The sequence below is a fragment of the Streptomyces sp. NPDC019443 genome, assembly GCF_044389785.1.
In the GTDB taxonomy this organism is placed as follows: Bacteria; Actinomycetota; Actinomycetes; order Streptomycetales; family Streptomycetaceae; genus Streptomyces.
Window position 1 is genome coordinate 143,939 of the sequence record NZ_JBIRYJ010000004.1, and the last position, 12,342, is coordinate 156,280.

The 12,342-nt window shown below is 69.3% G+C and carries 11 protein-coding genes and 1 riboswitch; of the genes, 2 read left to right on the forward strand and 9 right to left on the reverse strand.

The features are described from left to right. Positions 1-16 precede the first annotated feature (16 nt). From ACH492_RS14865 to ACH492_RS14905, 9 genes are all read right to left on the reverse strand, one after another. Entirely contained in the window at positions 17-490 is a 474-nt protein-coding gene (locus ACH492_RS14865) for a septum formation initiator family protein (RefSeq protein ID WP_398986458.1), read from the reverse strand. 97 nt (positions 491-587) lie between these two features. Next, entirely contained in the window at positions 588-1,874 is a 1,287-nt protein-coding gene (gene eno, locus ACH492_RS14870) for a phosphopyruvate hydratase (protein WP_398986459.1), read from the reverse strand. Positions 1,875-2,159: 285 nt separating this feature from the next. Beyond that, a complete protein-coding gene (locus ACH492_RS14875) occupies positions 2,160-2,822 on the reverse strand; it encodes a transglycosylase family protein (protein ID WP_398986461.1) in 663 nt (220 codons plus the stop codon). A 3-nt stretch (positions 2,823-2,825) separates the two neighbouring features. Beyond that, positions 2,826-2,997: riboswitch (cyclic di-AMP (ydaO/yuaA leader) on the reverse strand. Between the two features lie 288 nt (positions 2,998-3,285). Beyond that, complete coding sequence (locus ACH492_RS14880) at positions 3,286-4,182, reverse strand: transglycosylase family protein (protein ID WP_398986463.1); 897 nt, start codon at positions 4,180-4,182, stop codon at positions 3,286-3,288. 112 nt (positions 4,183-4,294) lie between these two features. Further along, the gene (locus ACH492_RS14885) at positions 4,295-5,545 is read right to left on the reverse strand and encodes a cytochrome P450 (protein ID WP_398986465.1); all 1,251 of its coding nucleotides are present in this window, start codon (positions 5,543-5,545) and stop codon (positions 4,295-4,297) included. Further along, on the reverse strand, positions 5,542-6,543 hold the full coding sequence (locus ACH492_RS14890) for a nucleoside triphosphate pyrophosphohydrolase (RefSeq protein WP_398986467.1): 1,002 nt from the start codon (positions 6,541-6,543) through the stop codon (positions 5,542-5,544). The genes ACH492_RS14885 and ACH492_RS14890 overlap by 4 nt, the downstream gene beginning before the upstream one ends. Positions 6,544-6,565: 22 nt before the next feature. Beyond that, positions 6,566-7,216, reverse strand: a complete 651-nt coding sequence (locus tag ACH492_RS14895) for a SurA N-terminal domain-containing protein (RefSeq protein ID WP_398986468.1) — start codon at positions 7,214-7,216, stop codon at positions 6,566-6,568. 62 nt (positions 7,217-7,278) lie between these two features. After that, positions 7,279-7,752, reverse strand: a complete 474-nt coding sequence (locus tag ACH492_RS14900) for a GtrA family protein (RefSeq protein ID WP_398986470.1) — start codon at positions 7,750-7,752, stop codon at positions 7,279-7,281. After that, a complete protein-coding gene (locus tag ACH492_RS14905; RefSeq protein ID WP_398986472.1) occupies positions 7,749-8,726 on the reverse strand; it encodes a glycosyltransferase family 2 protein in 978 nt (325 codons plus the stop codon). The genes ACH492_RS14900 and ACH492_RS14905 overlap by 4 nt, the downstream gene beginning before the upstream one ends. Positions 8,727-8,850: 124 nt before the next feature. Here ACH492_RS14905 and ACH492_RS14910 point away from each other — a divergent pair, with 124 nt between their 5' ends. Further along, positions 8,851-11,235, forward strand: coding sequence for a YfhO family protein (locus tag ACH492_RS14910; RefSeq protein WP_398986473.1), 2,385 nt, complete (start codon positions 8,851-8,853; stop codon positions 11,233-11,235). 170 nt (positions 11,236-11,405) lie between these two features. Continuing rightward, positions 11,406-12,335, forward strand: a complete 930-nt coding sequence (locus ACH492_RS14915) for a class I SAM-dependent methyltransferase (protein ID WP_398986475.1) — start codon at positions 11,406-11,408, stop codon at positions 12,333-12,335. The last annotated feature ends 7 nt before the right edge of the window (positions 12,336-12,342 follow it).

Here is a 12,342-nt window from a genome sequence, read left to right on the forward strand (position 1 = left end):
TGCTTCTGTGTGGCTGCTACTTGGTGCGGTCGGCGTTGTCGACGCCGTCCCAGACGTTCGAGTACCAGGGGCGGTCGGTCGCCCCCTCTTCGGTGCGGCGCTTCTCGGCGGCCTCGGGGTTGATCATGATGTAGCTGGTCTCTCCCGGCAGCACGAGATGCAGGTGCTCGCGGGCGAGGCGCCGGATGTACATGTCGTCCCGGAGCCGCGCCTTCTCGTCCCTCAGCCGCTCGACCTGCTCCTTGGCGTCCGCCATCCGACGCTCCTGCTCGGCGATGTCGGCGCGCTGGGAGACGTACTGCCGCATCGGGTACGCGAGCGCGACGGCCAGCGAGCAGACCACCAGGGCCAGGAAGGCCGCGCGGCCGGTGAGCCGGGAGCGGCGGGCCTGCCTGCGGTTCTGCGACCGGTAGACGCGAGCGGCGGTCTGCTCGCCGAGCAGCCGAATCCTGGTCGTGGTGGAGAACCGATCGCGGTCCTGCCCGGCCATGTCCCGCCTCCCCATTACGTACGTACGTCCCCGGACACGGTACGGGACCGCGGCTGGGGACGTACGTAAGAGAGAGCGTCAGCCCTTGCTGTACCGATCAGTTCGCATAGCGAAACCGCGGGAACGCCGAGCGGCCCGCGTACACCGCGGCGTCGTCGAGGATCTCCTCGATGCGCAGCAGCTGGTTGTACTTGGCGACGCGCTCGGAGCGGGCCGGGGCACCGGTCTTGATCTGGCCGCAGTTGGTGGCGACGGCCAGGTCGGCGATGGTCACGTCCTCGGTCTCGCCGGAGCGGTGCGACATCATGCACTTGAAGCCGCTGCGCTGGGCGAGCTCGACGGCGTCCAGGGTCTCGGTCAGCGAACCGATCTGGTTGACCTTGACGAGCAGGGCGTTCGCGGCACCGTCCTCGATGCCGCGGGCGAGGCGCTCCGGGTTGGTGACGAAGAGGTCGTCGCCGACGATCTGGACCTTGGTGCCCAGCTGGTCGGTGAGGACCTTCCAGCCGGCCCAGTCGTCCTCGAACAGCGGGTCCTCGATGGAGACGAGCGGGTACGCCGCGACGAGCTCCGCGTAGTACTCCGTCATCTCGGCGGCCGAGCGGGACTTGCCCTCGAACTCGTACGAGCCGTCCTTGTAGAACTCGGACGCGGCGACGTCGAGCGCGAGCGCGATGTCCTTGCCGGGGGCGTAGCCGGCTTCCTTGATGGCCTCGAGGATCAGGTCCAGCGCGGCGCGGTTGGAGTCGAGGTTCGGCGCGAAGCCGCCCTCGTCGCCCAGGCCGGTGGACAGACCCTTCTGCTTCAGGACCTTCTTGAGGGTGTGGTAGACCTCCGCGCCCCAGCGCAGGGCCTCGGAGAAGGACTCCGCGCCGATCGGGGCGATCATGAACTCCTGAATGTCCACGTTGGAGTCGGCGTGCGAGCCGCCGTTCAGGATGTTCATCATCGGAACGGGCAGCAGGTGCGCGTTCGGGCCGCCCAGGTAGCGGAAGAGCGGCAGATCGGAGGCCTCGGAGGCGGCGTGCGCCACGGCGAGGGAGACGCCGAGGATCGCGTTGGCGCCGAGCGAGGACTTGTCCGGGGTGGCGTCCAGGTCGAACATCGCCTGGTCGATCAGGCGCTGCTCGGTGGCGTCGTACCCGACGAGCTCCGGGCCGATCTGCTCGATGACGGCGAGGACGGCCTTCTCGACGCCCTTGCCCTGGTAGCGGTTCTGGTCACCGTCGCGGAGCTCAAGAGCCTCGAACGCACCGGTGGAGGCGCCGGACGGAACAGCAGCACGACCCGTGCTGCCGTCGTCGAGGCCAACCTCGACCTCGACCGTGGGGTTGCCTCGGGAGTCCAGGATTTCCCGGGCTACGACGACGTCGATGGACGGCACGAGCATCTCCTTCTGGGATGTGACGCTAAATGTGACTCAAGCAGTGGGACACAAGCAGTGCAGGGCAGCGCAGGGTCTCCGTGGCCTTGCGGCAAGAGCCTAACCGGCTCCGGGGCATCGGTCGGCCGGTGCCCGCCCGCTGGGACGGAAAAGGGCATGAACAGGCAGTGACAAGGCAGAACCCCGGCCCGGCGCGTACGGGGGATAGCGCGCCGGACCGGGGTGCTCTGGGGCCCGGGGGTCAGCTCGGGCGGAGCCGGGGCAGCCGGCTCGGGCGGAGCGGGGTCAGCTCAGGTGGAGCTGCTGGCCCGGGTAGATGACGTCCGCGTCGTCGATGATGTCCTTGTTCAGGTCGAACAGCTTCTGCCAGCCGCCCTTGACCTTCTCGGTCTCGGCGATCTTGCCGAGGGTGTCGCCGGCCTTGACCTTGTACTCGCCGTCGCCCTTCTTGAAGCCCTTGGCCTTCGCGGCGGGCTTCGCCGGGGCGGCGGGGCGCTCGGAGCGGGTGGTGGGAACCTCGGCACGCTTCGGCTGCGCCGGCTGCGTGGTGCCGGCGTCGGCGGCGCCGCCGTACGCGGCGTTGGACAGGTTGACGCCGCAGTTCGGCCACGCGCCCTTGCCCTGGCCGGCCAAGACCTTCTCGGCGACCGCTATCTGCTGGGACTTGGAGGCCTGGTCGGCGCTCGCGGCGTACTGCGTGCCGCCGTACGCGGCCCAGGTGGAGGCCGAGAACTGCAGGCCGCCGTAGTAGCCGTTGCCGGTGTTGATCGACCAGTTGCCGCCGGACTCGCACTGGGCGACCTGGTCCCACTCGGAGGCGGTCGCGGCGGACGCCGAGGTGGCGCCGAGGAGCGGGGCGGCGACGGCCGCACCGGTGACGCCGGCGATCGCGGCGAAACGAGTGGCCTTGGACGGGCGACGGTGCTTGCCCTTGCTGGAAAACAGCATGGAACTTCTCCTCACCGACGCCTACGAGGTGAGCTGTCGGGTTCGGGCCGACGAGTTGCCCGGCCGCGCGTCCTGCGCGCGGCTTCACCCCAAGCCGGTTGGAGCCGTCGATCTCAACGGCCGGGGCCGGCGCTTACCTTGGGTCCCCCGCTCCTGCCTTCGGCGCTCTGCGCGACGACTACTCCCCCGAACCGTCGGCAGGATTTGGCGTGACGGTCAGCGGCGCCCGCGGTGGCGAGCGGTTCAGACCGTAAACACAGCTCTCCCCGATGTTCAAAGGAGGAACATCGGGGAGAAAACGCCCATCTCGCCACTCCGGTCACACCCGTTTTCGCAGGTGGGGGGCGGAATGAGTGGTTCCGCCGGGCAAGTCACGGCAGTTGGGACAAAGAGACTCATGTCTCACTTGCACAGACTCGGACATAAGCCCGCGAACTGACCGTGAACTGCCTGCGAATCGCCTCTACTTCAGGCCCAGATCGAGGCTCTGGCCAGGAAGAATGAGGTCGGGGTCGGCACCGACGGTCTCCTGGTTGGCCTCATAGAGCTCGGTCCAGCCGCCGGAGAGCTTCTGCTTGTCGGCGATGGCCGACAGACTGTCGCCCGGCCGGACGGTGTACTCACCGGGCGCGGCGTCCGCATTGCCCGTCTCGCCCGCCTCATCCGGGTTGCCCGCATTGTCGCGTGCCGAACCGTCACCTCGCGAGGCATGCCGACCCGCTTCGCGCTCATTGTCCGTATTGCCCGGCTCGGTCTGCTCCGGGGCGGCCTCGCCACGGTGCTTGCCGCCGCCACTGTCGGCGCCCGGCGCCCCGTCCGTGGCCGCCGGCTCGGCGGGCTCGGCCGACCCGGCCGGGTCCGCGGTCGGCTCGGCAGACGCCGCAGTGGTGGGCTCGGCGGAGGGGTTCGTGGGTATGAGCGACTCGACCGGGTCGCTCTGCTCGGGCGACGGCACGATGCCCGGGTCGACGCCGGTGGCGGCACCGTCGTTCTTCAGGCCGGCGAGTGCCCCGCAGCTGGGCCACGCCGCGGGGCCCTGCGCGTCGAGGACCTTCTCGGCGACCGCTATCTGCTGCGAGCGGCTGGCGAGGTCGGCGCGGGCCGCGTAGTCCGTACCGCCGAAGTCCTGCCAGGTCTCCTGCGAGAACTGCAGCCCGCCGTAGTGCCCGTTGCCGAGGTCGGCGCTCCACATGCCGCCGCTCTCGCACTCCGCGACGCGGTCCCACGTGGAGGCGTCGGCGGCGGAGGCCGAACCGGCGCCGAGAAGGGGGATGGCGATGGCCGATCCCGTCACCCCTGCCGCGACAACAATGGCAGGAGCCTGACGAGGTCGGCGGTGTCGCCCGTTCCCGGAACGCATGCGGTTGCCTTTCACGTGACTACTGAGACGACGGTGAACGTAGCCGCATTCGAACGGAAGTCACAAGTCGATGCAGCGGAGATCACGTGAAAGTCACAGTCTTGACAATGCGTCAGATCTGTCGAGCGGTGAACTCAACCGGCAGAGTGCGCAATCCGCGCATAATGAGACCTCCACGCCACCGCAAATCGGCCGGATCGCCTGCAAGCCGCAAGTCCGGCATTCTCCTGAGCAGCGTGGCGAGCGCGGTCTGCCCCTCGAGACGCGCGAGGGGCGCGCCGAGGCAGTAGTGGATGCCGTGCCCGTACCCGAGATGCTGGTTGTCGCGCCGGGACAGATCGAGGCTGTCCGGGTCGGCGAACCGCTCCGGGTCCCGGTCGGCGGCCGCGAGTACGACGAGTACGGGATCGCCCGCCGCGATCCGCTGCCCGCCGATGACGAGCGCCTCGGTGGCGAACCGCCAGGTGGCGAGCTCCACGGGCCCGTCGTAGCGCAGGAGTTCTTCGACACCGGTGGCCAGCAGCTCGGTCTCGTCGGCGGCGAGAGACGTCTGGAGCCGCTCCCGCTGTTCCGGATTACGAAGCAGGGCATATACCCCATTGCCGATCAAGTTCACGGTGGTTTCAAAACCCGCGAAGAGAAGGATGAAGGCCATGGCAGCGGCCTCGTTCTCGGTGAGGTGCTCGCCGTGGTCGCTGGCCCGGATCAGCCCCGAGATCAGGTCGTCCCCGGGCTCCTCCCGCTTTCGGTGGATCAACTCCGCGAGATAGCCCCGCATCTTCTTCACAGAGCGGGCGACGCCGCCGCGCGGCCCGCCGCCCTGGCCCGGCTTGAAATGTCGCACCATCATCCCGGCCCAGTCGCGGAAGTCGTCCTGGTCCTCGCGCGGGACGCCGAGCAAGTCGCAGATGGCGTAGATGGGGAGCGGGAACGCGAACTCATGAATAAGATCCGCCTCCCCCCTCTCCACGAACCCATCAATGAGCCGGTCCGTCAACTCCTGTACGCGCGGTGCGAATTCGGCAACCCGGCGCGGGGTGAACGCCTTCGATACCAGCCGCCGCAGCCGGGTGTGGTCCGGCGGGTCGATGTTCAGCAGATGGGTCATCAGCTCGGCCTTGCGCTCGCCGGGGATGCCCGTCTTCCCCTTGGCGTGGGCGGGCTCGTCGTGATGCGCGGGATTCTTGCTGAGCCGCTGGTCGGCGAGGGCCTGCTTGGCATCGGCGTACCGCGTCACCAGCCATGCCTCGACTCCGCTGGGGAGGGTGGTCCGGTGGACCGGCGAGTTTTCCCGGAGCCACGCATAGGCGGGGTAGGGGTCGGTGGCGAACTCCCAGGTGAACAGCTCGGGCTGAGCGCTCACTCCTGCCCCTCGGCGGCGCGGATCGCGTCCCTGTAGGCGCGGGCCGCGGCGCGCAGGGCGGCCTCGGGGTCGGTGCCGGACTCCTCCGCCCTGACGGCGAGGGCGAGCAGTTCGTAGCCGGTGCCCCGGCCGGCGGGGAGCGGGACGTCGAGGCCGGCGGTACGGACCCGGCCCGCGAGCTTCGCGGCGAGGGCGAGGCCGGGCTGACCCAGCGGCACGCCGTCCGTCACGGAATCGCGCTGCTTCTCGATCGCCTTCGTGCGGAGCCAGTGCTCCTTCACGTCCTCCGGCGTCTCGGCGTGCTCGTCGCCGAAGACGTGCGGGTGGCGGTGGATGAGCTTCTCGACGATCGTCCCGGCGACGTCGTCGATGGAGAACGGCTCGTCCTCGTCCTCCTGCGCGATGCGCGCGTGGAAGATGACCTGCAGGAGTACGTCCCCGAGCTCCTCGCGCAGCTCGTCACGGTCGCCGTCCTCGATCGCCTCGACGAGTTCGTACGCCTCCTCGATGCCGTATTTGGCGAGGCCCTTGTGGGTCTGGGTCGACGACCAGGGGCACTCGGCGCGGATCCGGTCCATGACCTGGACGAGGTCGAGGAGACGGGCGCCGGGCAGGTCGTACGAGCCGGGAAGCAGCTCCAGGTCCGGCATCTGCACCCGCCCGGACCCGGCGAGCCGGGCGAGCCCGTCGGTCAGGGCCGTATCGCCCTCGCCTGAGGGGACGACCACGACGGTGCGACCTCCCCCAGAGCCTTCGGCCCGGGAGGTACCCCCGGCGCAGGCGTCGACCAGCTCCTGCGCGGTGATGGCCGTTATCTCCACGGCAACACCGGCCTCGCGGAGATACGGCAGCTGGGGGTGGGCCCCGTCGGCACAGAGCACCCGGTCGGCAGCGTGCAGCGTCTGCCACGCGGGCCAGGACAGCAGCCCGGGCGCGACGCGGTGGCTTGCGGTGAGCAGAACGATTCGGCCGGGGGCGACTGGTGCTTCTGTGGTCACCCCTCGAACCTACCTCGCGCCGCTACGCACCCGCCTCGACGGGCTCCGGCTCCTTGCTGACCTGGGTGATCCACGGGGCCTTGTAGTTGCCGAGCTCGAGTTTCTGGTCGTCCCAGGTGCCGAAGCGGGGGTTGACGTCGATGTCCAGCGCCTTGGCAGCGGCGGTGAACGCCTGGTTCAGCTTCTGCTGGCCCTCGGGAGTATTGGTCGCGCCGAGGGCCTCGGCGAGCTTGCTGACCAGGATGTCGCGGCGTACGACGTCGCCCAGCTGGTCGGGGGCGACGCCGCGCTGCTGCAGATACATGGCCGCGAGCTGCTCCTCGCCACCGGACTGCTGCACGAGGGCGGTCCGCCCGTCCTGGATCTCCTTGCGGCTGACCTCGACCCCGGCGTCGTCGGCGGCGCGCTGGACGACCCGCTCGACGATCAGGTCGTAGAGCTTGGCGCGGCTGAGCTGCCCGCTGTCCTTGATGAGCTGGGCGGACTGGGGGGAGCGCTGCTGGGCGGCGCGCACATCCTTCACCTTCGCCTGGACGGTGGACACCTCGATCCGCTCCCCACCGACGACGGCGGCGGCCCCTGGGTGAGCCTCACTGCCGCAGGCGGCGAGGAGGGGCGCGGCGACGAGCAGCGCGGCTGAGACGGTGAGCGCGGTGCGACGGCGGCGGTGCAAAGGAGCCTCCCGGCGTGCGGCGTGATTGTGCGACGATGCACAAGACCCTGCGGTGATCGATGTTAGGCAGTCTCCCTGGCCTGGGCCACTGATTCGACCGACGATTCGCCGGAAGTTGCGACGCACACGTTCACATGGCGTTCAACCTGCGCCGCCGGGCGAGCCGGCTCCGGGCGCAGCATGATCGTCCGGGAAACGGCAAAGGTGATCGGGACGGCGGCACCCGCCGCGATCAGCGGGGCGTAGCGGCTGCCGAAGTGCAACACGTCCACCAGGAGATAGACGCCGCTCGTGGTGACGACGAAGTTCGCCGCGTTGGTGAGCGGGAAGAGCAGGAACTTCCGCCAGGTGGGACGGGTCCTGTATGTGAAGTACGAGGTCAGGAAGAAGGACCCGACCATGCTCAGCGCGAAGGCGACGACATGCGCCGCCACATAGGGCAGCCAGGTGAGCAGGGCCAGATACAGGCCGTAGTACGTCCCGGTGTTCACCACCCCCACCAGGGCGAACCTGACCAGCTGGACCCGGACCGTCATCGTCTTACGAGCTCCCCGTTGCGTTTGTGCCGCTCACCTTCCTGCTGGTGCGGAAGGCCGGCGTTGGTGGCCTTCACCAGGAAGTGCGGTCGCCGCTTCACCTCGTAGTAGATACGGCCGACGTACTCGCCGACCACCCCCAGCATCAGCATCTGCACGCCGGCGAGTGCGGTGACCGCCACCAGAAGGGTGACATACCCGGGGGTGTCCACGCCGTTCACCAGGGCGACACCGACGATCCAGGCGGAATACGCCATGGCGAGCGTGACAAGCAGCAGCCCGAGATAGACGGCGGCCCGCAGCGGCTTGTTGTTGAAGGAGAGCAGGCCGTCGAGGCCATAGTTGAGCAGTTTGCCGAAGCTCCACTTGGAGCGGCCCTGCTCACGCAGCGCATTCTCGTACTCGAAGGTCGTGGTGCGGAAACCGACCCAGGCGAACAGACCTTTGGAGAAGCGGTTGTATTCGGTGAGTTCGAGGATCGCGTCCACCGTGCGGCGCGACAGCAGCCGGAAGTCACCCACGCCGTCGACGAGTTCGACGTCGACGAGCCGGTTGATCAGCCAGTAGTAGGCGCGGGCGGTGAGGGTGCGGGTGACCCGGTCGCCTTTGCGCGTACGGCGGGCGATGACCTGGTCGAAGCCCTCCTCATGAAGCTGCAGCATGCGCCTGACCAGCTCCGGCGGGTGCTGGAGGTCGGCGTCCATGATGACCACGGCGTCACCCTCGGCATGCTGGAGCCCGGCGAGCATGGCCGCCTCCTTGCCGAAGTTGCGGCTGAAGGAGACATAGCGGGTACGAGGGTCGGCCTCGGCGATCTCCTCGAGGAGAGGGAGCGTCCGGTCCTGGCTTCCGTCGTCCACATAGACCAACTCGAATTCCTGCCCGAGCAGGGAGAGTTCTGCGGTCACATGTTCATGGAAGCGGCCGATGATCTCCTCTTCGTTGAAGCACGGAACAACTATCGAGATCAGCACGGAAGAACAACAACCCACCCGAATGTCCCGTGCGGATTCCCTGCATGACGCGCAGGCGACCATTTCGTGAACTGGGCTTCCCACGACATGTTTTCAACATCCACGCTGGCATATTCGAGGAATCATGTCGACTCTGCAATCCGCGCGCGGCCGCGCCGCCGCCCTCGCTGCGCTGATCACCGTGGGAGCCGTGTGCGCCGGTGACGCCGTCGCCCGCAGCTTCCCCTTCGGACCGCACACCCGCAGCGTGAACGACCTCGGCAATCAATTTGTGCCATTTCATGCGCATCTGTGGGATCTGCTGCACGGGCGGGCCGACGGCGGACTGCTGCTGAACTGGCAGTCCGGATACGGCACCAGCTTTCTGCCCGACCTCGGGACCTATCTGACCAGCCCGTACTCGATGCTGGTCGGACTCTTCCCACGGGACCGGATCGACCTCGCCGTCTATGTGATCACGCTGCTGAAGATGGCGACCGCGGCCGCGGCCATGGCCTGGCTGCTCCTGTCACTGCGCAAGGACACGGGCGGGCGCTGGTGGATGGCGGCGGTGCTCGGCGGCTCGTACGCGTTGTGCGGCTGGTCGGTCGTCGAGGCCTCGTACAACCCCATGTGGATGGACGGCCTCGTCGCCTTCCCGCTGCTGTGCCTGGTCGGCGAGTGGGCGCGCACGGCACGCCGGCCGGTTCTCGGCCCGGTGGTCGTCGCGGTGGCGTGGATCGCCAACTTCTACACCGCGTACATGGCGACCATCGGGGCCGCGCTGGTGCTTCTCGTGCGGCTGCTGCTGGAGGAGACGGCGGCAGGGGACCGGATGCGGGCGCTGCTGCGGGCCGCCCGGGCCGTACTGCTCGGCATCGCGCTGGCCGCGCCCGTCCTGATTCCCGTCTTCCTCGGCTCCAAGCACGCCTATCCGGGGTGGACGAAGGAGTTCGCCCCGGCCGGCTGGGCCGATGTGTTCGCCCGCACGCTGCCGGCGACGTACAGCTTCTTCACGCCCGCGGTCTTCCTCGGCAGCGGCGCGCTGTTGCTGGCCTGCACGCTCGCGTTCAACAGCGCGGTGCCGCGGCGCGAGCGGTGGGTGTGGACGGGTCTCGCGGCCGCGACCCTGGTGTCACTCCAGTGGGCGCCGACGCATCTGGTGTGGCATGTCTTCGCGACGCCCAACGGCAGCCCGTACCGGCAGACCTTCGTCTTCGCCGGGATTCTCGTGATCGCCGCCTGGATCTGCCTCTCGTACGACTGGCCGGGGCGGCGCGCCCTGCTCGGCGGCGGCGCCGTGGTGGCCGTGATCGCACTCACCGCCTCCACCAGCGACCTCGTCACCGCCTGGACCTTCCCGCTGTTCGCGGCCGGGATCGCGGCGGTGGCGGGCGGTCTGCTGCTCGCCAGGCGCGGCAAGTACGCCGTGGTCGCGGCGCTGCTGCTCAGCGGCGCTCTGATCGGGCAGGCAGCGGCGACCACCGCGTACGCCGACCGGCAGCGGCTCGGCAGGCTGGACGACTACCCGGCCTGGGGCGAGCCGCAGAGCGAGCGGGCGGCGGCCGTGGCGAAGGCCGACGGCTGGCCGCGCCACCGCACCGACCCGGGCCGCGACCAGATCACCGGCAACGATCCGATCCTGATGGGCGGCCAGGGCGGCTCGTACTACAGCAGCCACACGCCCGATGTGTACACCCGCACGCTGGCCGCGCTCGGCGCGGGCTGGACGTCCAACGGCCGCAGTGTGCAGTCCCTGGACAACCCGGTCACGGACGCGATCTTCGCCGTCGGCGCACGGGTACGCACCAAGCCGGGACAGCACCCGGAGGTGACTCGGGCCGCCCGGACGCCGCCGCTGCTGACGGTGCGGTCCGCAGGTCCCGCGGGCCGCTACAACTGGAACCCGTTCCGCAACCAGGAGCTGCTGCTCGGCTCGCAGGTCTACGACTCTGCGGTGAACGGCTCCTGCCCGGTCGGCAGCGAGGTCTTCCTCTGGGCGCCGAACTACACCGGCAAGGCCCGCCTCGGCGACAACGAGCAGGTGACGCTGCGCGGCGGACAGCCCAAGCGACGTGCGGCGCTCACCTCGCTCGGAACAGTGAACTCTCCCGGTACGACGATCAGTTACAGCCGTGGCAACCCTCGTACGACCGTGGGCTGTCTGGACCGGGCGAAGCTCACCGCCGCGGTGGACCGGCTGAAGACGACAGGGCCGGTGTCTCTCAAAGTCACCGACAGCGGCGTACGGGCCGAACTCCCGCCCGGCACCCAGGGGACGGCCGTCCTCGCCGCGCCCCGGATCGCGGGCTGGAGCTGCAACGGCAGGCCCGCGGACTCCTACCTCGGGCTCGTCGCCGTACCTCTGGAGGGCAAGGCGACGACGGTCGACTGCTCGTTCCGCCCGCCGGGCCTGAAGGCGGGCGCGGCGATCGGGGCCGCGGGGTTGCTGGCACTTGGGGGCCTGGCTCTGCTGCCCCTGCTGCGGGCGCGCCGGACGGGCAGCAAATCCAGCCCGTCCGGCGCTTGAGGACTCAGGTAACCGGGGGCGGAGCCCCCCTAAGGGGGACGCGGCTAAGGGGGACGCGGCATTCCGTCGTAACGACGTCACAATTCCGCCGCCGCAAAGCCATCAGGACTTCATCTGCCCAGCATCCCGCCGTGGCCCGCGCGGCGGCGCTCCGGCGTAGCTTCCCCGGCATGCCCTCTCTCCTTCGGAACCGGCTGGCGAAGTGGGTCTTGAGCCCAGCCGACACCATGATCGAACGGCGCATCGAGCAGCATGTGAAGCGTGCTACGCAGGCCTTGCAGACCGATCTCGACGCTCTCCACCGAAAAGTGGCCGCCCTGCAGAACCCGCAGTACGGACTCGGCCTGCTCGTCGACGGGACGGGTCGAAGCGGCCACCGGACGCCCACCGCCGCCCAGATCGACACCCTCGCGCGTCAGATCCAGGGCGTGGCGGACGGCAGTGAACACGCTCTCCGCAATGTGACCGTCGCCTATCGCACGGTGATCGCCCTGGAGTCACTCGGCGTGGGCAGGCTGGCCGGGTCCACCTCCAACGTGTGCGGAAAGCTCGCCACGGTGCCGCTGCTCTCCCCGCCGAACGGCAATGTCCTCGAAATCGGCACTCTGTACGGGATGTTCGCCGCGGGACTGCTGCGGATGCTGCACCGGTCCGGGCTCGAACCGCATCTGACGATCGTCGATCCGCTGGCGGGCGCGCAGCTTCAGCCCGGCGCCGCCCCGCAGGGCGCGGATCCCACCGGCACGCCGGTGCGCGAGGACGTCGTACGGGCCAACCTGGCACTCGGTGGCGTCGGTTCGGTGATCGACGCGCGAATCCAGCAGGGCTTCTCGGGTGATCCGGAGGTGCGGGCCGCCGTCTCCGACCGGGAGTACGGAGTGATCGTGGTGGACGGCGATCACTCCATGGACGGGGTGCGGGCCGATCTGGAATGGGTCGAGCAGATCGTGGCCCCGGGCGGGATCGTGGTCCTCGACGACTACGGCGACAAGGCCTGGCCCGGGGTGCAGGACGCCCTGGACAAGCACCTGGCGAGCGGGACTTCGCGGCTGAGCCTGCTGGGGCGGGTGTCCACCTCGGCGTATCTGCGCGCGAACTGATCGTTCG

Coding starts and splice junctions, on each gene's coding strand:
- ACH492_RS14910 (WP_398986473.1), top strand. CDS start 8,851: ATGTCGACTCTGCAATCCGCGCGCGGCCGCGCCGCCGCCCTCGCTGCG.
- ACH492_RS14880 (WP_398986463.1), bottom strand. CDS start 4,182: ATGCGTTCCGGGAACGGGCGACACCGCCGACCTCGTCAGGCTCCTGCC.
- ACH492_RS14865 (WP_398986458.1), bottom strand. CDS start 490: ATGGCCGGGCAGGACCGCGATCGGTTCTCCACCACGACCAGGATTCGG.
- ACH492_RS14915 (WP_398986475.1), top strand. CDS start 11,406: ATGCCCTCTCTCCTTCGGAACCGGCTGGCGAAGTGGGTCTTGAGCCCA.
- ACH492_RS14900 (WP_398986470.1), bottom strand. CDS start 7,752: ATGACGGTCCGGGTCCAGCTGGTCAGGTTCGCCCTGGTGGGGGTGGTG.
- ACH492_RS14875 (WP_398986461.1), bottom strand. CDS start 2,822: ATGCTGTTTTCCAGCAAGGGCAAGCACCGTCGCCCGTCCAAGGCCACT.